The following is a 24,047-nucleotide window of genomic DNA, read 5'->3' on the forward strand; positions in this document are numbered from 1 at the left end:
TTCTTATTCGTAGTTCTGCCCACGCTGTGATGAATCAGTTGATCCGTCATCTTCAGGCACATACTTTTCTTTATCGACGACGTTTTGATTTTCAAAGGCTTCGCCTAGACTACAGGTGAATTCTGCGCCAAATAAGACGATTATCCATGACAGATACACCCACAAAAACAAAATAGGCACCACGGCTAGCGCGCCGTAAATTAGTTCATAGGATGGGAAGTTAGTCACATACAATGCAAAGCCCGACTTGGTGAGTTCAAAGGCAACCGTGGCGATAAAGGCTCCACAGGCAGCATGGCGGGCGTAAACCTGTTTATTCGGCACCATGGTATACAAAATGGTAAATGCGAGCATGGCCGCGCCACTAGGCACTAGGCTGAGCAGTAATGTACCCAACCCTGGGGTATATTCTTCGGTAAATGCGGCTAGGCCTGTAAGGTAGGTACTAACGATAACGCTAGAGCCTATCAAAATAGGGCCCAATGTTATTACCATCCAATATATAGCAAAGGTAAAGACAATGGGTCTTTCGCTTTTGGTTCGCCAGATTCTATTGAGGGTTTTATCTACATTTGAGATTAGCATCAGCGCCACAAAAAGCAGCGATAAAATGCCAATAGCACTCATTTCTGAGGCGTTACCCACAAAGTCTGTCATGTACTGGTGAACAACGTCGCTGGCGGTGGGAACGAAATTGCTAAAGATAAAATGCTCTATTTTGCTGCGCACCGATGCGAAAGCAGGAAAAGCCGACATAATGGTAAACGTCACCATAATAAACGGCACTAGCGAGAGTAGTGTAACGTAGGCAAGATGGCCTGCAGATATCGTTACATTATCTTCTTTGCAGCGATTGATGAATATAGTAAAGAGATCTTTTGCTTGCGGCCTTATATTCTCATAAATGGCTTTAACCCGCTCTACGTACACACTTGCTCTCCTGACAGTTATATCAACGTTTTGGCACGAACATTGAGTCGGCACCAACGTTTAGAGACGTTGCTGCTGAGGTTCTTGCTGTGGTTCTATAATTTGATGGTAACTGCCAGCGACGTTATGAGCAAAGGTTTATTCTAAAGCAGGTCGATGCATTTTCTCTGCATTTTGCCTGCATTGTGTCTGTGGCTTACGGTCGGCAATTACTTGCTGTCGCCACGTACCCCAAGCATATGGCAAATCGCATAGCTTAACTCGCTGCGATTTAGGGTATAAAAGTGGAAATGCTTTACTCCCTCTTTTGCTAATACCTTAACTTGGTCCATCGCAATGTTGGCACCAATCAGGTTACGGGTAGCTTGATCATCAGCGTCTAAACCATCAAACATTTTATGCAGCCAGCCCGGCACGTGAACATTGGTAAATCCAGCAAACTTCACTAGGGTTTGATAGTTTGTCACTGGAAGAATACCTGGCACTAAGTCTAAATCAACGCCGGCAGCAGCGGCCCGGTCTCTAAATCGCAGGAATACGCTAGTATCAAAGAAAAACTGTGAAATGGCCTCGGTAGCACCGGCTTCTGCTTTGCGCTTCAAATTCAGTAGGTCAAACTGCGCATTGCGAGCTTCAGGGTGTTTTTCAGGGTAGGCGGCAACCGATATATCAAAATCAGCAACCTCTTTCAGTAAGGCCACTAAATCCGATGCATACATTTCAGTGTTATCCATGCCCGGCGGTAAATCACCGCGTAAAGCAACAATGCGGCGTATTCCTGAATCCCAGTAGTCTTGCGCAATTTGCCTTAATTCGTCTTTACTGGCGTCAACGCAAGTAAGATGAGGAACTGCGGCGACGCCTGTTTGCTGCTGAATACGTTTGACCACATCGTGAGTTCTGTCTCGTTCGCCACTGTTCGCGCCATATGTCACCGACATATAGCTTGGTTTTAGTGGTGCTAAACGCTCAACTGACTTCCAAAGGGTTTGCTCCATGGCTTCTGTTTTAGGGGGGAAAAACTCAAAAGAGACGTCAATGTCACGCAGTTCCGATAGGGACTGGTTGAGCGCATCAATGCCTTGTGCATAAGAAACCATGTAATTTTCTCTCTACTAGCGATATTAATAGACGTTTAGACGTCTAAACTAAAGAATATATGTCTAGACGTCAAGAGGTTTACACTGCTCAATTGACCTTTTCGTGAACTCGTTTAGAATTTCACTTCATAACATAAATAAAATAAGACCGAGTTAGTACTATGGCAGAATGGAATGGTAAATATATACACCCCTACGCAGAGCACGGTAAGAAAAGCGAACAGGTAAAAAAAGTCACTGTTTCAATACCGATTAATGTGCTGAAAGCGTTAACTGACGAACGCACCCGTCGCCAAATTAATAACTTGCGACATGCAACTAACTCAGAATTGCTGTGTGAGGCATTTCTTCATGCCTTTACAGGTCAGCCTTTACCGAACGATGATGATTTGCGTAAAGACAACGGCAACAGAGTGCCTGCAGAAGCAAGAAGAATTATGGAAGAGATGGGCATTGATCCCAGCTTCGAGAATGAGCCTACCGAAGAATAGGGTAGAGCGAATGCACCTAAATATGACAGTGTGACGCTGTCATACTTAGGTGCTCAATTTAATAAAGCCGGTTTAATAAAACCAGCTTAATAAGACCATTATCAACACGTACGTCTGTGTTTTACATTCGCTCATATGCCTTTTTATTAAGCCTTTTTCTCAAACGTAATGGCTCAGACTGAGCGTCTTAAATGCCAGCTACCCCAGAGTCTATGGCAGCTTTTGATACTGCACTAGCAATGCGTTCGCACAATCGTGGGTCCATGGGTTTAGGAATAATGTAGTCCTTTGAGAAACTAAGACTTTTGCTATTGCTCGCGGCAAGCACTTCAGCAGGTACTTCTTCTTTTGTGATGGCGCGCAGTGCCTCAACGGCGGCTACTTTCATTTCATCGTTAATAGCGCTGGCTCGCACATTTAATGCGCCGCGGAAGATAAACGGGAAGCAAAGTACATTGTTTACCTGATTTGGGTAATCTGAGCGACCGGTTGCCATAATGAGATCATCTCGTACCGCGTGAGCGAGGTCTGGCCTAATTTCAGGGTCTGGGTTAGAGCAAGCGAACACGATAGGGTTATCGGCCATAAGCGCCAATGTTTCCGGAGGAAGAAGGTCTGGGCCAGACACGCCCACAAATATATCAGCACCGTCCATGACGTCTTCTAGGGTTCGCTTGTCGGTGTTGTTAGCAAATAATGATTTATGCTCTGTTAAGTCTTCGCGACGAGTGTGTATCACTCCCTTTCTGTCGAGCATGTAAATACGCTCGCGCTGTGCACCGCATTTTATTAGCAACTCCATACAGGCCACGGCAGCGGCTCCCGCTCCCAGACAAACAATTTTGGCATTTTCGATATTTTTGCCCTGAATTTCTAGCGCGTTAAGCATTCCGGCGGCGGTGACAATTGCGGTGCCGTGTTGGTCGTCGTGAAAGACGGGGATTTTACAGCGCTTAATAAGCTCTTGTTCTATTTCAAAGCACTCTGGCGCTTTAATATCTTCAAGATTGATACCGCCGAACGTATCAGCAATATTCGCTACCGTATTGATAAACTCTTCGGTAGTTCTGTGCTTCACTTCAATATCAATAGCGTCGATACCAGCAAAACGCTTAAACAGCAGCGCTTTACCTTCCATTACCGGTTTTGAGGCTAGTGGACCCAGATTACCTAAGCCTAAAATAGCAGTACCATTACTGATAACCGCCACCAAATTGCCTTTAGCCGTATACTTGTATGCGTTGTCTGGATCTTCAGCTATTTCTCTTACTGGCTCGGCAACACCTGGGCTGTAAGCAAGCGCTAAATCATCAACGCTGTCTGCGGGTGTCGATAGTTCAACGCTTATTTTTCCTGGCGTTGGCTTGGCGTGATAATCGAGAGCGCGTTGTCTAAAATCTGACATGTGAAATAGATTCCTTGAGTGTAGGGTTCATGGATATTGCTAGATATTACTATATGCTTAAAGGGTAGCGCCTACTGGCCATTTTTTTAAAGGCTAGCTGCATCAAATCCGGACTGTTATCCGTGTTATTTATCTGTGTTATTCTTGCTTTAGCGCACGTGGTAACACTAACACAGGCCATGGTGGTGTACATATCTGATCAGAGTTACCAGGCCGTTCTCTATTGTGCTACGTAACGACGTTGTTGAGTCATAATTAATGTAGGTGAGAGAAACTCGTTAGACCAGTAAAAGCAGACTATGTTTGTCATTCATGCATATTATGTTTATTTTTCGTTTCATATTTCTTCTGTATTTGTACAGCCTTTAAAATAATGCGTCAAAATTAACATAGTGAGTCGACAGGACCGGCGAAGAGGCGCTAGGCATAGAGCTACTTGGCAGATAGTCACCTGACAGAGAGCTACCTGATGGAGATCCTTCTGGCACAGAGAAAACAGTCGAAGAGCCAAGTATTTAGAAGATAGCTCTTTAAAAGCTGTGTTTAAATAGCTATCCAGTAAAGAGAAAATCACTAGTGAGCATAAATCCAAATGCTAAAGCTTTGGGTTAGCGTCCTTAAGTAATAAAAACGGTGAATGGGAAAATATGACAGAACGTCGATTAATCAGCGAGCTTACTGAGGTTTGCGAGGGGCTAAAAAAACAAGATAATGGCTTTGTTTGGCTCACTCATTTAGGTCACTGGCGCAACCCAGAGATTGTGGCCGTGTTTGACACCGACATAAATCGCAACCGCGCGCTTGAACAAAACTGGGACGCGACATTTATAACTCAGGTAGAAATAGCGCTGGAAGGAATTAAGTCGACGCTTGTATCTGTGCGTTTTGATAGTGAGGAGGCATGCGCAAAACAAAGCCAGGGAAATTGGGATACGCATTTCGCTAAAAATGTCACTCATTAGGTTTTCACATCTGAGAACTATCAACGCACAGCCAATGTTTTCTTGTACTCGCACGCTATTCAGTGTTTTCTTGTGCTCGCGCACTATTTAGTTTTTTCTTGTGCTCGCGCACTATGATACCTGTTCTCTTTGTCGCTCATTGGCGGCACTATCTTCTGCTTATGCAGAAGCCCACGGAGCTGATCATTCAAAAACCATCTAAAAAGCAGGCAATAAAAAAGCGCCCGAAGGCGCTTTTCAAACTCAATACTTGATACAGTACTCAGTTTATTTCTTGCTAAGTGCACCAAAACGCTTCTTGAAGCGATCAACACGGCCACCAGTATCAACGTTACGTTGCTTACCAGTGTAGAATGGGTGACAAGAAGAACATACGTCTAAGTTGATGTCTTTACCCATTGTAGAGCGGATTTTCATTACGTTTCCGCAAGAGCATGTTGCTGTCATTTCAGCGTATTCTGGGTGGATACCTTGTTTCATGGGATTACCTCACAATAAGGCCGTATCGCTATTTCGCCCGAAGCCAAACACCATACGTAACTTAATATTCAAATGATGAGCAGTTCTTGGAACAGCCCATCGCAAAAGAGCGGCGGATAATAAAGGAAGCCGCGCCAGCGATCAAGCGGTTTGTGAGTTTAAAATGTCCGTACCCTTTGTTGTGTCACCTTGATGCAGAGCCATTGCACCTGCGGTAACCCGCCGCGATTACAAACATTTTAAATCTCGCTGAGTGGGTAACTATCTATGCGGACTGGTATCAATTGACCAAAGCGAAAAAGGTAGGGTCAAAAAATAGGTTCTAGTACGGTAATCTAAAACTATTTGAGATGGTTTTATGGCAGCGATAAAAATTGTGTTTAAATATGCCCTATATTAACTCTCACATTTCAACTCTCAAATTGATTGTGTGTATTCATTTTTGTTAATAGTGCTCGTTGTATTTGCTTGTCGTATAAGCTCGTCATATTAACGGTTAGTTAATCGGGGGCCTAATAAACAGCGAAGACATTAGCTTTAGAGATGCGTTCTAACATGGCTTATATTTGTGTTGCGGTGCCAGTGCCTCTGCGACAGTTGTTTACTTATACTCACCATTGCGACTTGGCCGCAGGCGTGCGAGTGCGCGTGCCATTTGGGCCAAGAAAGCTGGTGGGTATTGTTGTTGACGAGCCAAACAAAGATGCCCCTGAGATAGAGAATGCCGATAAGTTAAAGGCCATAGAGACGGTGCTCGATGAAGCTCCTATCATCGATGCAGTGCTTTTGAAAATGGCACAGTGGCTGTGGCAATACTATCATCATGCACCCGGTGAAGTGCTTCACACTATGCTTCCTGTTTTATTGAGAAAGGGTGAAACAGCGCAAGTATTGCCAGAAGAAAGAATACGGCTGACTGAAACGGGGGAACGCACTTCATCTGATGAACTAACACGGGCACCGAAACAAAAAGCATTTTTTGAGGCGCTACAAAAATCCAGTTTGTCAGCGCAGCAAAGTCGAAAGTTATTTGGTTCGCCAGCGGTCAAGTCTATTATTGATAAGTCGCTTGCCGAAGTGGTAGATGTGGTGCCTGAAGTGCGAGAGCAAGAATGGCTATCGACGATAAGCATTGATGAAAAACCCATTCCCGATACCGAGCAGTCTGTTGCCATTGCAGCGCTTAATCAGCAGCACGGTAAGTTTGCCGTCAGTTTGCTTGAGGGCGTGACGGGGAGCGGAAAAACCGAGGTCTACCTACAGGCCATTGAGCCCTTATTACAAGCCGGTAAACAAATTCTTATACTGGTTCCCGAAATTGGACTGACTCCACAAACCGTATCTCGCTTTGAAAAGCGCTTCAGCATCGATGTTGGGGTGTTGCACTCTCAGCTTTCTGATAAAGCTCGGCTGCGGGTGTGGCAGCGGGCAAAATCTGGCGAGCTAGGCATCGTCATTGGAACCCGTTCGGCAATATTCACTCCTCTCGCTAATCCGGGGATGATCATTGTGGATGAAGAGCATGATGAGTCGTTTAAGCAGCAAGACGGGCTTCGTTATCACGCCCGCGACTTAGCGGCGATGCGTGCAAAACAACACAGTATTCCTTTACTGCTAGGTAGTGCAACGCCCGCTTTAGAAAGCCTTAATAACGCTTTAGGTGGTCGGTACGCCCATTTACATCTTACCCGCCGAGCAGGTGGTGCACAGAATACGCACCAGCACCTTCTAGATGCGCGAGATCAGCCTTTGCATTACGGTATATCCCAAGCGCTGTTAACTATCATGCGCCAGCATATTAATGCGGGAAATCAAGTGCTGGTATTTGTGAATCGCCGCGGATACGCGCCTGCTTTGCTATGCCACCATTGTGGCGAAACCGTAACCTGCAAGCGTTGTGACAGACCTTACACCGTGCATAAGTCGCACAATCGGTTACAGTGTCACCACTGCGCTGGCACTAGAGCAATGCCAAGGCAGTGCGAAGCTTGTCACAGTTCGTCTCTTGTAACCGCAGGCACTGGCACAGAGCAAGTGGAAGACGGACTAGCGTCTTTGTTTCCAGATGTTAAGCAGGTGCGTATTGATAGCGATACGGTGCGAGGGAAGGATAAACTTCATCAAACCTTAGGTGCCATTAATCGCCAGGAGTATCAGTTACTTGTTGGCACTCAGATATTGTCTAAAGGGCATCACTTTCCTCACGTTACGCTTGTGGCCGTGCTTGATTGCGATGGCGCCTTGTTTAGCGCCGATTTTAGAGCGCCTGAAAAGTTAGCACAGCTAGTGACTCAGCTAGCAGGGCGTGCAGGAAGAGCCAGTAAGCCCGGCGAAATGTGGTTACAAACCCACAACCCCCATCATCCGCTGTTACAAGATTTAGTGAATAACGGCTATGGCCATTTTGCTCGCCATGCATTAATAGAGCGAAAAGCGGCAGGGCTACCCCCTTATATCAGCCAATTCGTGGTGCGCTGTGAAGCGGCTGACAGTGCGTTGGCGTTTGCCTTTTTAAGCGGAAGCCGCAATGTGTTTGCGGCGAGCAACAATGACATAGAAATGAGTGGCCCTTTTCCATCGTTAATAGAAAAACGGCAGGGACGCTTTCGGTTTATGTTGATTTGCAGCCACAACAAGCGGGCTCCACTTCATGGCGTATTACGCCAGTCACTGCCGTTTTTGCAGGCACTGCCACAAGCAACAAAAGTGCGATGGTCGGTGGATATTGACCCAACAGATTTCAGTTAGCTTGTTAGCGAGCAATACGTTAAAATTCTTCGCATCAAAACACGTAGCATTAAAATACACATTTGGCATTTTAGTGATAATAAGCAGGAATATTGCCAACTATGGCTCAACGCGATTACGTCTCTCGTGGACGCACACAAAAAAATAAAAAAACACCAAAGAAAGCGTCAAGCAGCGCCAATAGTCATTCCAATAGCCACGCGAGCAGCCGACAGTCGAGCGCGCCAAGCTTTCATACGCTTCCGGTATTTAGGATTGCTATAATTATTGCCCTTGTCCTCGGCTTTGGCGTGTTTTTATGGTCAATTAAAGATAACGTAGAAGACGACGTGGATACCCAAGCTGCGCGTCCTGTAGCACCAACCGAAGAAGCCTTGCCTAAATTACCCGAAGAAGAATGGGAGTATATTAAAACGCTGCCTGGCTATGAAGTAGAAGTAGATGTAGAAGCCCAAGAGAAGTCAGACAAGCGCTATCTTATGCAGTGCGCATCGTTCAGGACGCGTGCCCAAGCAGAAGAAATGAAGGCGAAAATCGCCTTTCAGGGTTTAGAGGCGCTCATTCGTCAAAGTACTGGAAGTAACGGAGAATGGTTCCGCGTTATTTTAGGTCCGTTTGAGTCTAAGCGAGATGCAGAAAAAGCCAAGCACAGCCTTCGCAAAGTCAACATTGCCACCTGTCAGATTTGGTATTGGAATTTATAATAGATAAATCAGGTAAGCGTACAAACCCTCCAGCCCCTTGAAATTATAAACCGTCCCCCCACTTAAGGTTTATAGAATTGATAAGTTGCTGCCGCTCAGGTTCTGTCTAAGCGGCGTCAACTCCCAGACAAAACGGGGAATTAACGTGACAACGATTGTATCTGTACGACGTGGAAATCAAGTGGTAATGGCCGGTGATGGTCAGGTATCACTAGGAAATACTGTGATGAAAGGCAATGCTCGTAAAGTGCGCCGCTTGTATCACGACAAAATATTAGCTGGGTTCGCCGGTGGTACCGCCGATGCATTTACCCTGTTTGAACGTTTTGAATCTAAGTTAGAGGCGCATCAGGGCCATTTAACAAAAGCGGCCGTTGAACTGGCCAAAGATTGGCGAACCGACAGGGCGCTTCGAAAGCTTGAAGCACTGCTCGCCGTGGCCGATGAGACCGCATCGTTTATTATCACTGGTAACGGCGACGTCGTTCAGCCAGAAAACGATCTTATTGCGATAGGCTCTGGTGGCAACTTCGCCCAAGCTGCGGCAACGGCGATGTTAGAAAATACCGAATTAAGTGCTAAAGACATCGCTGAAAAGTCATTGACCATTGCGGGTGATATTTGCGTATTCACTAACCATAGCCAAACGGTTGATGTACTAGATTATTAATTAGTGTACTAATTTACTAACGTACTTATCCATCAGCGTATTAATGCATTAGATGGGCAGTAGCGACGTTATTGCTACTTTTTAACTGCGCGAACCGATACGTCGGTGTTTTCATAGCGCGCAGACCGAGCATGTTTTATAAAAGGGTTTATTCATGTCTGAAATGACACCAAGAGAAATTGTCCACGAGCTAGACCGTCATATTATCGGTCAACAAGATGCCAAGCGTGCTGTATCTATTGCGCTTCGCAACCGCTGGCGCAGAATGCAGCTAGAGCCTGAGCTGCGTCAAGAAGTGACACCTAAAAATATTCTTATGATTGGGCCAACGGGCGTAGGTAAAACCGAGATCGCTCGCCGTTTGGCTAAGCTTGCCAACGCACCTTTTATTAAAGTAGAGGCGACAAAGTTCACCGAAGTGGGTTATGTGGGTAAGGAAGTCGAAACCATTATTCGCGACCTTGCTGATATTGCCGTGAAGATGACGAAAGAAAACGAAATGAAGAAAGTGAAATTCCGCGCTGAAGAAGCCGCTGAAGATCGCATTCTTGACGCGTTGTTACCCCCTCCAGAAGACGCATGGGGTAACAAGGAAGAAGTAGAAGACCGCGGTACACGTCAGGCATTTCGTAAAAAGCTTCGCCAAGGTGAGCTAGACGACAAAGAGATAGAAATTGACGTTGCGCTTCCACAGGTAGGTGTAGAGATAATGGCGCCTCCTGGTATGGAAGAAATGACAAACCAGCTTCAAGGTATGTTCCAAAACTTGTCTGGTTCGCAAAAGAAAAAGAAAAAGCTGAAGATTAAAGATGCGTTTAAATTGCTGATTGAAGAAGAGGCGGCGCGCTTAGTTAATCAAGAAGACTTAAAGGAAAAAGCCATTGAGTCGGTAGAGCAGCACGGTATTGTGTTCGTTGATGAAATTGACAAAATTTGTAAGCGCGAAGGCAATAATTCTGGCGACGTGTCGCGAGAAGGTGTACAGCGCGACTTGCTACCTTTAGTTGAAGGCTCCACGGTATCAACCAAGCACGGTATGGTAAAAACGGACCACATCTTGTTTATTACCTCTGGTGCATTCCAAATGAGCAAGCCCTCGGATCTTATTCCTGAGCTTCAAGGTCGTTTGCCCATCCGCGTTGAATTATCGGCACTGAAAGTGGGCGACTTTAAACGTATTCTTACCGAGCCAAGCGCGTCGCTTACTCAGCAGTATATTGCACTAATGAAAACTGAGGGGGTAACGGTAACCTTCGACGATTCAGGAATTCAGCGTATTGCAGAAGCGGCGTGGCAGGTTAATGAACGCACCGAGAACATAGGCGCTCGTCGTCTTCACACCGTGCTTGAGCGTTTAATGGAAGATATCTCCTATGATGCATCGGAGAAAAGCGGCGAATCATTTGTGATTGATGCTGATTACGTTAACAGCCACCTAGAAACGTTGGTAGATAACGAAGACCTTTCACGCTTTATTTTGTAATTAAAGCAAAGGCCTGCCAATAGTCCTAATGAGAAAACTAACAAAAAACCCAGCTGCTAGCAGCTGGGTTTTTTGTTGGGTCACCTTGATGTATAACCACTGCACCTGCGGTAATACGCCGCGATTACGAACATTTAAAGTCTCGCTGAGTAAGTAATCATCTATGCGGACTGGTATACGCTACTACAAAGTCGCAACCTACATAGTTAACAGGTTTAACAGTCTTCCTGTGATGTCCAAACCAGTGTCGCGCTCTACTTTTAGGTAAAAAGGGCTCGGGTTTGCTTCTAAGAAAAAGTACGTGTCTTTATTGGTCTTGCGCCAATCAATAGCGCACCAATACATGCCAAGTGCTTTACATATTCTTACCGCCAAGCGTTTAATGTGTTGGGGGATCAGTGTAATTACCGGCGTTGCACCATCGTCGTTTCTGTAATCCAACTCATCTGAGTCGATGCGCACACTCACCACTTCATTACCTAGTACGTAGCTTCTAATATTCGTGCCGCTTATATACTTTTGAAAAGTAACGGGGCGCTGCGATAGCAAGGTTGTTAGCAAAGGCCGAAGATGTTCTGTTTTATTGACAAACTGAGCTACCTTGCCGCCCCGCACCGGTTTGTAAACGACCTCCTGCAAATTACTGCAAAATTGCGCAGCAGCCTCAGGCGCATTGCCCACAAAAGAGTAGGGGATATTCGCGCCTTGTTGCGATGCAATACTCAACTGCATGGGTTTACATTGATGCGATCGAACGGCGTCTATTGAGTTTACCCATTTGGTGCCATGGTATGTAAACCAGCACAACAGTGTGCTCGACAACTCTTGTTCAATCCACACGGCTTGTGCAGCTGTTTGTTGCAGGTTTTTAGATGCTGAAGAAGTATCAGAGTTCGCTATCATAGTCTTTGTAGGAATGTACTGGTGCCAGTACACGGCCTTTATCTGTGAAAACATTACCCTTTGTTTAGGCATAAGCTGATGTTGTGTAAAATGCAAATAGCCTTCGTTGCAATCGGGGTCAAAACTAATGGTCCACTGGCTTCCAAAATAGGCGGTATTAGCAATGAAATAGGGTGTGTTTTGTTGGGTTAGCGCGCTCGCTAAATGAATGAGTTGCGGGTCGTTTTCGTCGCCAATAAGTCCAATGTACATGCGATTTCCTTTTTGCATGAAAAATGTAAAAGCGCTGAAAAAGATAAAGGGCGTGACGCCCCTTTTCTCATCGATACCTGCGTAAATATTCATGCATTAAAGAGCGGCATTTAAATGGAACATTTAAGTGCAGCTTCTAATTGGAACATTTAACTGCAGCAATCAAGGGCAGAAAATGACTGCATAATTCAGCGCATAGGTTGCTGCCCAGCCGCGCTTACAACAACTAGCACGCAGTTAGGCAGGTATTACGTAGGGCTAGGCAAGTATATCCGGTAAGGTTCCTCCGCCTTCACCAATAGCCATGGTGATATAAACCGGTTCCTTGTAAATCGGCAGACTGGGTAAACTGAACGTTGGTGGTTTTACATCTTCCTCTTGATATGTCCGGCCGCCTGATACAACAAATAGTTGCTCTTCTGCTAGTGTTACAGCTTGTTGTTGGTCTTTCATTGGTTACGCTCCTTGTATTAGCGTGGGTTAAAATGAAGTCGTCGCGTTAGTGCGAGACGACTTCGCGGTAAAGGGTTCTGAAGCAGCCAGCGATAAGTGCTGTCCGACTGGTGATATTGAGCTTTTTATAAATATTGGCGCAGTGAAATTTCACCGTTCGCTCACTGATAAACAGCTGATCTGCAATCAGCTTGTTCGAGCATCCCCCCATTATTTTGTGAACAACCTGAAGCTCTCGTTTAGACAAACATTTTATAGGGATAAGTGTGCCACTTGACGTGATGCCCTGGGCCTCAACCTGCATTCGCTCAGATTCGGTCATTAGGACGTTGCTTTCTCTTACTTCATGTATTTTCATCGGTGTTCTCCATGGGGGTTTCTATAGGCTTTGTTTCTTCAGTTGAGGGTGGTAAAAGCTGTAAACTGGTATGTGTTAGTCGGTAAACGGTATCGGCAATGGCGATAGATTGAGGGCGATGTGCAACCATAATACGAGTGATATTCAGCGCGCTAAGATGGCGATTAATGCTTTCCTCGTTTGCCATGTCGAGATGGCTACTGGCTTCATCTAAAAATAAAATGTCTGGGCATTGGTAAAGAGCTCGAGCTAGCAATAGGCGCTGTTTTTGCCCGCCGCTTAAACTACTCCCCATGTCTCCCACCAATGAGTGATATTGCATAGGCATCGACGCTATTTCTTCGTGAATACAAGCTAGCTGAGCGGCGTGAATAATCTGCTCTAAACAGGCTGTTTCTGAAAAGCAGCTGATGTTATCGGCAATACTGCCATTTAAAAGGGTGTCTTCTTGTAACACCGAGGCTATTTTGCACCTTGCATGCTGCATATTGTGTTGCTGGTGGCTAACGTTGCCTTCAGAGGGCGCGTATAAGCCCATGAGGCATTTGATAAGTGTACTTTTTCCGCTGCCACTGTCTCCGGTAATGGCAATAATGTCGCCGTGGTGTACCGCTAAATTAATGTGTTTAAAAACAGGCTCGCTCGCTTCGCTGTACCGAAAACTCAGATTTTTTGCCAGTAACGCGGTGCTGTTACTCGTTGTATTAGTCGGACTGTTCAGCGTAATGCTCGCGCTTCTCGGTGTTTCAGCTTGCGCTGTTTCTATACCGCTGGCTTTTATACCACTTGCTTTGGAGTTATCGAGTGCTTCACGCTTTTGAGGTTGGTGGCTCTGAGGATAAAGCCCTGCCGAAGCTTTAAGGGAGTGAGTGGCTGGTTTAGTTAACACAATATCGCCTAAGCGAGTAAAGTGAACGCTCAGCATTTTAAATTCAATAATACTATTGATGACGCCATCAACTGCGCTGGTGAAGCGGACTTTATAGGCTATAAAGGCCAGCAGCATTCCAATGCTCATGGTGCTGTCAATCACAAGCAGAGCGCCGGCGTAAATAACCGCGAGATTCTCAAGGCCAAACATGGCTTTATTCACTGCGTCATTGCCAATGTTGAGCTTGCCCAGACTAATATCTTTATTCAACGTGGCAACAAGCTTATTTTGCCAATGACTGTGGCGCTGTACTTCTTGGTTATATACTCGAATGGGTAAAATACCGCGCATACTTTCAATGAAGTGACTTTGCTCCGTTGCCGCTAAGCCAATTCTTTCTGTCGTTAACCGTTTCATAAACGAAAGCACGGCGAGGCGACAGGCCACATACAGCGCCATTACTCCAACAACTAACGCGGTAAGCTGTATGGAATACACCGCCATGACCACCAGTGTAATAACGGCTAATAAACCATCTAGCAGGGCGGTAACAACCCCAGTAGTTAAAAATTCTCTTATCTGCCCTAGTGAGCTAAATCGAGAGACAACATCTCCCACATGGCGTTTGGCAAAATAGTCTAAAGGCAGTGAAAGAAGGTGTTTAAATACGGAAGCGGAAAGCTGTAGCTGCAAGCGCATAGACACAGATAATACGAGTAGTTTGCGCAATACATAGGTGAAAATTTCAATAAGTAGCAATAAGGCAAAGCCAAGCGCTAGCGCATTGAGAAGGGCATCATTACTGTAAATCAGCACATCGTCTACTACCGTTTGCATGTAGTACGGACTGGCCAGTACAAAAAGCTGTAGTAAAATGGACAGCGCAATAAGCGTAACGAGATTGCGCTTGAAACCAATAGCGTTGACGAAAAAGTCTTTGAGTGTGAGCGTAGGCGCGGTACTCACTGGCGTAAAACTGTCAGTAGGAGAGACTTCAAGGGCAATACCCGTCATTGACTTTGAGGCCTCGCTGAGCGTTAAAGTGCGCTCTCCCTGTGCGGGGTCGTTGATGGTGACCCTGTTATTATCAACGCGGGTCAACACAACGAAGTGCTTCATCTCCCAGTGCAAAATGGCAGGACAAGTCAACTGGCGCAAATGGTCTATTTCGATTTTCAGCGCACGACACTGCAGCCCAACATGTTGTCCAATACTCATTACATCAAGTAGTGTGCAGCCCCGCATCGATACCGACATGGTTTGCCGAAGGTGATTAAGGTCTCGTTTGTCGCCGTAAAATTGTGCAATCATATTCATGCAGGCCAGCCCACATTCTGCCGCTTCACTTTGTAAAATGAGTGGTACTCTGGTTTTTGGAAAAAACGAGATATTTAGTGGTGTACTTGCTTGTGCGAACATGATTATAACCTCCCTGAAAGACTATAAAGAGGCTCTAACAACCACTCTATGAGTGTGCGCCGACTTAGCTCAATATCTGCAGAAAAAGTCATTCCTGCTTTTAATTGAATATGCTCACCATAGGCAACAAGCGTCTCGTTAATAAGCTCGGCAGTAACCAAATAAGCAGGCTCGTTTGCAATGATCGGAGCATCGTTTAATTCGCCAGGCAAAATTAAGGTTTTAGAGATACGAAGAATGTGGCCCGACTGCATACCAAACTTTTGATAAGGAAACGCATCGTAACGAATATTGAGTGATTGTCCTTCGTCGATAAACCCAGCTGAGTGAACCGGAATTAACATGTGGGCCTGCATGGAGGAAGATTTAGGCACTAAAGTAAGCAATAAATTATTACCTTTTATATCGTAACCGGGTTTGATATGCAGGCCCGATACAACGCCTCCTTGAGGCGCATAAATAGTTTCTTCGTGGGCGTTGTGATGAGCCACTATCTGTTGATTCAGATCGCTAAGGGCATTTTGATAATTGGCTAGCTCATTTCTCTGCTGCATGGGCAGCGATGCTCGCTTCTGAGTGAGCGATGAAATCTTGTTGTTCGCAGTATTTTGGTTTTGAATAGCGCGCTTTAGCTGCTCTTCACTGGCGAGCTTTCTTAAATTTTGTTCTTGATAAGCAATATGACTAACGTGCCCGTCGTGATAAAGGGATTGAGTGTTCTCAAAGTGAGTAAGCGTAACCTCGTACTGTGAGCGTGTTATCCTCGTGATATCTTGAAGTTCTACTTGCTCTTTTTTTGCATGGGTAATCAACACATCAAGCGTATGCAAGGCATTGCTATGAAGGGTGTGTAAGCGCTCGATAATACCTTGTGTTCTTTTTCGCTTTTCTTCTAGTTCCTTTAGAAGCCTTTCGCTTACCGGAGTCCCGAGCGCATTTTTATTGCTGTAACTCACCCTTAAAAGCGACGCACCACGCTCAACATACTGACCTTCTTTAACGAAGATATCTGCTACCTGTCCTCCGCGTGGGTCGGCGTAGAGTTTGTATACACCACCATGGGGCTCTAACCATCCCTGAACAGAGGCCTTTCTGGCGTAGCTGCTTTGCATCAGAAAAACAATAACGACCATTAACCAAATGACTAATACTGCGGCAATAACCATGAAAGCTGGTTTTGGTGTCATCAATAAACGACCGGTAATGGCCGTCGATTGATGAGCTATTGCTTCCTTTCGGAATAATCCCTTTCTCATTACTGCTCCTTTTTACCCTACGCTAAGGTGTATCAAACAGGGCCTATTCTGTGTGATTAGCTCACCGAATATGCCTTGGTAAAAAAGGTATCTGGCTGTCTCTTCCGTGCAGACGTTTTATCCCTGGCATCCCATTCCATGACGCCTCCCTTATTGCTGCCAGATACCTTCTAGTCATCATTGTTGCGACGACACATAAACTTTAGGTAATTGATTAGTGGTGTGTAATTTAGCGAAGGCCCAGTGCTATGAAGGTCAATAAAAATGGGTGTTTGGCTCATTTTTGAAAAGCGTGGCGCAAAAATAGATAAGAAAATGTGCAAAAAGCAGCAAAGATTGACCTACATTAAATAACAAGTAGTCATAGATCTGTATAAAGAATGTGCTATAAAAAACATCAGAGATCTGCAGTAGCCCGAAGGGTAAGTTAGGAAATACCAAAAAAATGGAAAAGAAAAAATAGAACATAAATACCAAAGCGACAAATAAGAAACAGAAAATATATACGCTAATAAGGAAGTCTCATGTTTGTGCCCAGCATATTATTAAAACAACTCTACACACGCGCCAGCCTCTCAAAAACAAGCACGGGGTTATCGTTCTCGCTTAAAAACAGATTAAAAGACGCAACCATTGAAAAGCTGCATTGGGTTTCTTTGGATGGAGAGAAAATTCCTGAGGATAAAATTTCACTTCAACTTACTCATGATACGTTTTTACCTGCAGCTGAACTTAATCAATCTGACGGTAGGCCCTTCGCGCTTAGACAAACCATCACGCTACATTTAGATATCGAAAAAGACGCGTGCCCTGAAAAGCGAAAGCTTGGGATCTGCTTTTCTGCATCTCCGTTTGGAAAGTTGAAGTTTGAGGTAGAGGACAATATTACCTTAGCTGGGCAGCGCAGCGCACATATTCCTCGAGATGATTTAGACGATTATGGCGATTCTATTATTAAAACTCGTCAGCAATATTTTGAAAGCGCCACCGGTAATAAGGTCAATCATGTAGGTAAGTATTCAATCGACCCCAATGATTTGAAAGGCAATATCGAACACTTTATTGGCGTAGCTCAAGTGCCAATTGGTATTGCGGGCCCTTTAAAAATAAATGGCGAGCACGCAAAAGGTGAGTTTGTTGTACCTTTAGCAACCACAGAAGGTACCTTGGTGGCTTCGTATAACCGAGGTATGAAGTTGTTAAACATGAGTGGCGGCGTAACTGCTACCGTTGTTGACGATGCCATGCAGCGCGCGCCTGTGTTTATATTTGAAAATGCCCGAGGTGCAAGAGATTTTGTGAAATGGGTACAGGAAAACATCGAAAAAATACGTGAAGAAGCCGAGGCCACGTCAAGTATTGCCAAGTTAACGTATATCGACCATTTCCTCTCAAACAAATTTGCCTTCCTTCGCTTTAACTACCGTACGGGCGATGCAGCCGGCCAAAACATGGTGGGTAGAGCCACATTTGCTGCCTGCGGGTGGATACTGGACCACTACGAAGGTATTGAGAACTTCTATCTTGAATCGAATTTCGCTACCGATAAAAAAGCATCACAAATTAATATTATGCGTACCCGAGGTAAGCGCGTAACTGCAGAGGCCACCATTAAGCGTGAGCATTTGCTAGAGGTGATGCGGGTTGACCCTAAACAAATTGATTATCACGGACGAGTGGCGGGTGTAGGCTCATTCTTATCTGGTGTAAACAACACTGGCCTGCATTCACCCAACGGCATCACTGCAATGTTCATCGCCACAGGGCAAGACGTGGCAAACGTGTCCGAGTCATCAGCGGCAATTATGTACTCAGAATTAACCGAGGAAGGAGACCTGTATGTCTCTATTACCATACCCTCGTTAATTGTGGCTACCTATGGAGGTGGTACTGGTATTGGTACCCAAAGAGAGTGTTTAGAGCTGCTTGATTGCTATGGACGCGACCGCGTGTATAAGTTCGCTGAAATCATTGCATCGGTAGTATTGGCAGGTGAGATATCACTGGCATCGGCCATAAGCTCGTCAGACTGGGTGTCGTCTCACGAGCAGTATGGACGTAATAGGTAGCTACAGTCCTAATAGAAGACGTGCGGCTGTGGCATGCTTAAAAGCCCGCTTATTCATTAGGTGAGAGAGTCGCGTTTAACAAACGGGAGTCTCTTCACCCTTACTCACGTTGTTGCATTTTCTTGCACAGCGCATATTGCCCAGATCAAACCCGCTTAGCGATCATATTCCGATAAAATGACGGCATACATCGCCACCGCATCCCACAAATTCTGCAGCCGAAGGTTTTCATTGCGACCATGTTGGTTATTATCATGGTTAGCGATGGGCAGAATAATAATAGGCATATCAAGAGATTGCTCAAATAAATATATGGGTAAACTGCCGCCGAGAGTTGGCGTTAGGATAGTTGGCTGTTCGTCCATACTATTCATGATAGCTGCTAATTTTTTTGCTTGTGGGCTATCTATTTTTGAGCGAAAGGCAGGGTAGGCACCTGCGCGCCAATCTAGCATCACAACCTTACTGTTTTCCCGGCGTAATTTAACGCTAGGCGGTTCATGCACAATGGTGTAACCCTGTTTTTTGATATGTGCTTCCATTTTTTTGCGCAAGAATGCGGGCGTTTGGTCTGCAGCCAATCGCATGTTAATGGATGCCGTGGCTTCTGACTGTATTATATTGCGCGCCTGATTACCTACGCCACCGGCTTGCAGCCCCTTAACGATAATGGCTGGACTCAGCGCGCCTTCCTCTACTCGTACTGTTTTACCCAAACTTTCGGCAATGGCTAAGTCGTATTTAAGCTGCTCATCCACAGGAGGAATGTTGGCGATTGCCTGTCGCTCCACCTCACTGATAGGACGCACTTCATCGTTATAGCCATCGATTAAAATAGTGCCTTGTTCGTCGGTCATTGAGGTGAGTAGGCGCATTAATCTATCGGTAGGGTTTGGGGAGAAATTACCGTAATGGCCGCTATGCAGTGGGCTTAACGCACCATAAGTGGTGATATCTACGGTCATGCTGCCGCGCATACCAAACACTAGCTGCTTGTTTCTGCTTGGGTGCATTGGGCCGTCGCAAAATAGCATGAGGTCGGCAGTCATCTTGTCGCCGTGTTCTTGCATAATAGCCTCTAATGTTGGACTGCCTACTTCTTCTTCACCGTCTAAAATCAGTTTTATATTCACGCTAGGCGCTACGTTATGGGCTTTCATAGCGTCTAGCGCTGCCATTAGCGCAATGACTGGGGCTTTGTCATCGCCAGCTGAGCGAGCCGCCAGTCGCCATTCTGGGTTTAGTGGCGATTTGCCATCCCAATCAATGGGTTTACCACCACGCTCGATGGGCTTATCAATCAACGTAGGTGTAAAAGGCGGTGTTGCCCAGTTAGCAGGCTCCACTGGTTGTCCATCAAAATGGGCATAAATCAGGATGGTTTTGGTAGCACCCGGTACGCTTTTCTCTGCCAAAATATAGGGTGCACGACCTGCCGATACGACTTCAGAGGTAAACCCTCTTTGCGCAATATAGTTGGTTATCCATTTGGCGTTAACCAGCATGTCCTGTGTGTTAGCACTCACATTGGGAAGGGCTAAGAGAGACGTAAAATCTTGCAATATTTGTTGCTGATTTTCTTGGGTGTAATTTTTGATATCACTGATGTTTTTCAGCCGAGAATTATCAGCGATTGATGGCAAAGTGAATAGCACAAAAACCAATAGTAAGGAGTATTTAAGGCCGCGCATAGATTACCTTTAAATGGCAAACGAGTGGTTTAAAAGTAAGGCATTAGCTTGGCATAAGCAAATAGGGTTTCCTTTTGTCAGTGCAGTATTCTCAGCTTGAGTTAAAACATAAATAAAAAGCCAGCGATGAGAGGTATCAACTCATTCATCGCTGGCTTTTAAGTGTTGCAAATTATGTCGGGCTATTTAGCCCGTCTGTTGGCGCTAATTACTGCTTGGTAGAATCAATGCTCCCAATGGAAGTGGTGCGCTTTGGCTTCAACCGCATCGGCCGTTGCCTGTGGCATAAAGGTGGCGTTATCTTGCTCGAAAAAGAATGGTTTACGCTTTTTCTTGCTGCCTACTTCATTCATCGTTGCCGACTCGTACACGCGACCGTTTAGCACGGTATATTCAACGTACTCACTCTTTTTAATGTCGCTGAGTACATCGCCATCTATTACCACTAAGTCTGCTAATTTTCCGGCTTCAATACTGCCAAGATCTTTAGACATACCTAGGTGTTTAGCGCCATCAATGGTTCCACCGCGTAATGCTTCCCAAGGAGTAAAGCCGCCTTGATGCATTATCCACAGCTCCCAGTGAGCAGCTAAACCTTCACGCTGTCCGTGAGCACCAATATGTACACTTACTCCATTGTCGCGAAGCTCTTTAGCGTAGCTAGCCACGTTTTGATGGTTATATTGATTTTCTGGTGCGCTAGGTCTGCGAATAGCACGTCTATCTAATATGGTTGATGGGGTATAACGCAGTAAGCGAGGGTTTTTCCACACTTGTGTTTTGTCATACCAGTATTCTTCACCCATCATCCCGCCATAAGACACAACAAACGTGGGTGTGTAACCAAACTCTGTGGCTTTCCAAAGCTGAGTTACGTCGCTGTACCCTTTTTCCACCGGTAAGCTGTGCTCTAAACCTGTATGGCCATCAACTAGCATGGTTAGGTTTTGCTGGAACTTACCGCCGCCCTCAGGCACTACCATCATTTCTTGGTTTTTAGACGCCCATAACACCTGTTGACGTTGGTCACGACGTGGCTGGTTATAACTTTTGACTGAAATCGCGCCAGCCTCTTTTAAGCGCTCAACGTGGAAGTAAGCATCGTCATAATCGTTAATGATGGCTTTGTATCCTAGTCCTTCTGCGCCATATAAAATGGTGCCGGTAGAGTAAATACGTGGCGCTACAATTTTACCTTTGCGCTGCAGTTCAGACGCCGCAAATATTTCGGTAGTGTCGTTTGACGGATCGTGAATAGTGGTGACACCAAAGGACACATTCGAGTACTGGCTCCAGTTTTGCTGTGGAATGATTTCATTTCTTCCCTGGGAACCGTGAGCGTGAGCATCGATAAGACCTGGAATAATGGTTTTTCCACTGGTATCAATTTGCATCGCGTCGGCAGGGATCTCGATATCGCTGCGCTTGCCAACAGCTTCAATGCGGTTATCTTTAATAAGCACAACGCCATCTTCGATGATTTCCTGCGTATTATCAGCGTCGCGCATGGTGACCACTTTGCCGCCTACCAGTGCCTTATACCCTGATGGTTTGTCAGCGTCGGTAGAGAACGATAGGTCCATTCCCTGTGCCACTGGCTCTGGTAATGTGTCTGAAGCTCCGTCAACGAAGGCGAAGGCTTCATCAAGAGAGCGCTTAAACAACGTTGGGCCGTTAAACCAGCTCAGTGTTTTATTGTCAGGCGACCACGTTAGGTACTCTCCAGCACGGCTTGAAAGCTGTGTCACTGGAAGTGAGGTCATGTCTGGACCAATGGTAATTTTCTTACCATTATCGACGAACGGCGCTACATACGTTTTGAACTGATAGACAAAGGCAATCCACTTTTTATCGTGAGAAAGTTTGTACTCACTTACCTTGGTACTGCCATATAGGTGAGTTCGCTTGTCGTTGCCTTTAAGGTTTACACTCGATAGCTGCGTTTCGTAATAGGCTTCACCGCCCGCAGACTCAGTAAAGTAAACCCGTTCGTCACCGCCTGCAAAGTGGGCATTATACCCACCGTCAGTCACCTTATTGACGGTATCTTCTTCAAGGTCAGCCACGTAAATACCTGGCTCTACAGAATATTTAGGGTTAAGCAAATAGCCACCCGTAAATTTGCGAAACAGCACTTTCTCTCCATCTTCAGAGAATGATGGCTCAATGTAATGGCCCGGTTGTTCGGTAATGACTTTGCCTTTACCGCCTCTCGCTGACACTATGCGAACGGTACCTAAATCTTGGTCGTCCCACGTGGTATACACCACTTTTTTACCGTCGTTAGAAAAACGTGGGTAAAACTCGTCGTGGTCGTTTTGTTTGGTTAAACGCTTAATGTTGCCCGACTTCACGTCGCGAACGTACAGCTTACCTAGTGCTTGAAATAAAACGGTTTTGCCATTGGGTGACATTTGAGACCAGCGGATCATATTGACATCAAACTTGTCTGGAGCCACGTCTACGTCGAAACGAAGGGCGTCGGCGTATTGCACTTTGGCGTCTACACTAATTTCAATCGTTGATGTGCTTTTGTCAGCAATATCGATGGTGTGGAATTTTCCGCCTGTCCAGTACACGATTTTAGAGCTATCGGGCATCCAGTCGAAATACGCAAAGTAGCCTTCGGAGCCAAAGCCTTCTTGCATATCTCTTTCAAGTTCTAGTGTGAGGGGCGTTTCAATTCCCGTTTTAACGTCTTTTATAAACAGAGCAGTTCTGTCTTTTACGCGGCGAACAAACGCAATGTACTTGCCATCTGGTGACGGAGTAGGGACAACTGCACCGCCAGTACCGCTGATGTATCGGCTTTCTTCACCGGTTTCACGATCAAAGCGGGTAATGGCGAAGATACCTTCTAGCGGGTCGCGATTGTATTCAAAGCGGCTGCCAGGGACGGTATTTTCTGTGAAGTAGATGTATTTGCCGTCATGAGAAAACACAGGGTCTGCAATGTTTTGCTGGTCGCGCTTTCCGCTGTTTCGCGCTTTAATTTGCAGGCCGTCACCGCCTGACTTGTGATACATCCAAATCTCGCCCGCAGGAATACTGCGACTCGACATAATCCCCTTTGTTACCACGAGGTATTCGCCATCAGGGCTCCACTTAGGGGAGTGAATGAGGTTGTTCTTCTCACTCGTCACTTGATGAAGGTTTTCGCCATCGATATCCATCACCCATACATTGCTTAGGCCATCGCGGTCTGAAATAAAAGCGACCTGCTTACCGTCTGGCGATATGGAAGGATGAATATTCCATGCGAAGTCTTGGGTAAGTGGCGACGCATCACCGCCATTGATATCAACTTTGTATAGATCGCCAAGCATATCAAACACCATAAACTTGCCGTTAGGTGCCACATCTAGGCTCGACCACGTGGTTTCAGTGGTGCTTATTGCCACCTCGTTCAGTGCATAAGGCGGGTTATTAACATCCCAGTTCTCCACATCGTAGCCGTTTTCTTCTTTATTCTGAGACATTGCTTCCTGTGCAAAGGTAGGAGCAATGCCTGATGCCAACATCGCTGATGCGATGAGACTCAGTGATAATTTTTTCATTGTATTTATTTCCAACTTTTTAATGTCGTTAGTTTTTATAGAGTGCGTGTTGTTGTTTCTTTTTCGTAAGCCCGTAAACAAGAACAGCATTAGTTGTTAATATCATACGTTACAACATAAACGTTATATAAACATAACGCGATTAGTCGCTTTCATTAAGTGATGAATGCCCGTTAACATTATATTTACGTTGTTTGTAAGAAGAAACAGAGTGGAGAAAGAGTAAGGCTGAGTTATTTAGCTCA

Annotated in this window: 18 protein-coding genes; 7 read left to right on the plus strand and 11 right to left on the minus strand. The window is 45.5% G+C overall.

From position 1 onward, the window contains the following. Positions 1-3: 3 nt before the first annotated feature. Entirely contained in the window at positions 4-930 is a 927-nt protein-coding gene (locus GTQ48_RS11585; protein WP_163106856.1) for a virulence factor BrkB family protein, read from the minus strand. Between the two features lie 209 nt (positions 931-1,139). Further along, positions 1,140-2,030: a methylenetetrahydrofolate reductase gene (metF, locus tag GTQ48_RS11590; protein WP_032094949.1), complete on the minus strand. Its 891-nt coding sequence runs from the start codon at positions 2,028-2,030 to the stop codon at positions 1,140-1,142. A 161-nt stretch (positions 2,031-2,191) separates the two neighbouring features. Here metF and metJ point away from each other — a divergent pair, with 161 nt between their 5' ends. Then, positions 2,192-2,521, plus strand: a complete 330-nt coding sequence (gene metJ / locus GTQ48_RS11595; RefSeq protein ID WP_032094948.1) for a met regulon transcriptional regulator MetJ — start codon at positions 2,192-2,194, stop codon at positions 2,519-2,521. 187 nt (positions 2,522-2,708) lie between these two features. Here the strand turns inward: metJ and GTQ48_RS11600 are convergent, their stop codons facing one another. Beyond that, complete coding sequence (locus tag GTQ48_RS11600; RefSeq protein WP_163106857.1) at positions 2,709-3,926, minus strand: malic enzyme-like NAD(P)-binding protein; 1,218 nt, start codon at positions 3,924-3,926, stop codon at positions 2,709-2,711. Between the two features lie 647 nt (positions 3,927-4,573). On the opposite strand from GTQ48_RS11600, the gene GTQ48_RS11605 reads away from it, so the two are divergent. Next, positions 4,574-4,888, plus strand: a complete 315-nt coding sequence (locus tag GTQ48_RS11605) for a hypothetical protein (RefSeq protein WP_163106858.1) — start codon at positions 4,574-4,576, stop codon at positions 4,886-4,888. 267 nt (positions 4,889-5,155) lie between these two features. Here GTQ48_RS11605 and rpmE read toward each other — a convergent pair whose 3' ends face one another. Beyond that, positions 5,156-5,368 carry a 50S ribosomal protein L31 gene (rpmE, locus tag GTQ48_RS11610; protein WP_032094946.1) on the minus strand — a complete coding sequence of 71 codons (213 nt, stop codon included), beginning with the start codon at positions 5,366-5,368 and terminating at the stop codon, positions 5,156-5,158. 555 nt (positions 5,369-5,923) lie between these two features. On the opposite strand from rpmE, the gene priA reads away from it, so the two are divergent. The 4 genes from priA to hslU all read left to right on the plus strand — a co-directional run bounded on the left by priA (position 5,924) and on the right by hslU (position 10,973). Beyond that, on the plus strand, positions 5,924-8,116 hold the full coding sequence (gene priA / locus GTQ48_RS11615; protein ID WP_163106859.1) for a primosomal protein N': 2,193 nt from the start codon (positions 5,924-5,926) through the stop codon (positions 8,114-8,116). Positions 8,117-8,217: 101 nt separating this feature from the next. Next, entirely contained in the window at positions 8,218-8,820 is a 603-nt protein-coding gene (locus GTQ48_RS11620) for an SPOR domain-containing protein (RefSeq protein WP_163106860.1), read from the plus strand. Between the two features lie 145 nt (positions 8,821-8,965). Then, positions 8,966-9,490, plus strand: coding sequence for an ATP-dependent protease subunit HslV (gene hslV, locus GTQ48_RS11625; RefSeq protein WP_032094943.1), 525 nt, complete (start codon positions 8,966-8,968; stop codon positions 9,488-9,490). Positions 9,491-9,644: 154 nt separating this feature from the next. After that, positions 9,645-10,973: an HslU--HslV peptidase ATPase subunit gene (gene hslU, locus GTQ48_RS11630; RefSeq protein ID WP_032094942.1), complete on the plus strand. Its 1,329-nt coding sequence runs from the start codon at positions 9,645-9,647 to the stop codon at positions 10,971-10,973. A gap of 198 nt (positions 10,974-11,171) precedes the next feature. Here the strand turns inward: hslU and GTQ48_RS11635 are convergent, their stop codons facing one another. The 5 genes from GTQ48_RS11635 to GTQ48_RS11655 form a co-directional block, all read right to left on the minus strand. Continuing rightward, on the minus strand, positions 11,172-12,128 hold the full coding sequence (locus tag GTQ48_RS11635; RefSeq protein ID WP_163106861.1) for an ATP-grasp domain-containing protein: 957 nt from the start codon (positions 12,126-12,128) through the stop codon (positions 11,172-11,174). A 258-nt stretch (positions 12,129-12,386) separates the two neighbouring features. Beyond that, entirely contained in the window at positions 12,387-12,581 is a 195-nt protein-coding gene (locus tag GTQ48_RS11640) for a hypothetical protein (protein ID WP_163106862.1), read from the minus strand. Positions 12,582-12,627: 46 nt separating this feature from the next. Next, complete coding sequence (locus GTQ48_RS11645) at positions 12,628-12,939, minus strand: helix-turn-helix domain-containing protein (RefSeq protein ID WP_032094940.1); 312 nt, start codon at positions 12,937-12,939, stop codon at positions 12,628-12,630. Further along, positions 12,926-15,229, minus strand: a complete 2,304-nt coding sequence (locus tag GTQ48_RS11650) for a peptidase domain-containing ABC transporter (RefSeq protein ID WP_163106863.1) — start codon at positions 15,227-15,229, stop codon at positions 12,926-12,928. The genes GTQ48_RS11645 and GTQ48_RS11650 overlap by 14 nt, the downstream gene beginning before the upstream one ends. 2 nt (positions 15,230-15,231) lie before the next feature. After that, positions 15,232-16,485, minus strand: coding sequence for an HlyD family secretion protein (locus tag GTQ48_RS11655; RefSeq protein WP_163106864.1), 1,254 nt, complete (start codon positions 16,483-16,485; stop codon positions 15,232-15,234). Between the two features lie 524 nt (positions 16,486-17,009). Here GTQ48_RS11655 and GTQ48_RS11660 point away from each other — a divergent pair. After that, positions 17,010-18,554, plus strand: coding sequence for a hydroxymethylglutaryl-CoA reductase (locus GTQ48_RS11660; RefSeq protein ID WP_163106865.1), 1,545 nt, complete (start codon positions 17,010-17,012; stop codon positions 18,552-18,554). 155 nt (positions 18,555-18,709) lie between these two features. Here GTQ48_RS11660 and GTQ48_RS11665 read toward each other — a convergent pair whose 3' ends face one another. Then, positions 18,710-20,245: a M20/M25/M40 family metallo-hydrolase gene (locus GTQ48_RS11665; RefSeq protein WP_163106866.1), complete on the minus strand. Its 1,536-nt coding sequence runs from the start codon at positions 20,243-20,245 to the stop codon at positions 18,710-18,712. A 224-nt stretch (positions 20,246-20,469) separates the two neighbouring features. Then, positions 20,470-23,811 carry an amidohydrolase family protein gene (locus GTQ48_RS11670; protein WP_420837606.1) on the minus strand — a complete coding sequence of 1,114 codons (3,342 nt, stop codon included), beginning with the start codon at positions 23,809-23,811 and terminating at the stop codon, positions 20,470-20,472. Between the last annotated feature and the right edge of the window lie 236 nt (positions 23,812-24,047).

It is taken from the genome of Alteromonas genovensis, from assembly GCF_010500895.1.
Lineage (GTDB): Bacteria > Pseudomonadota > Gammaproteobacteria > Enterobacterales > Alteromonadaceae > Alteromonas > Alteromonas genovensis.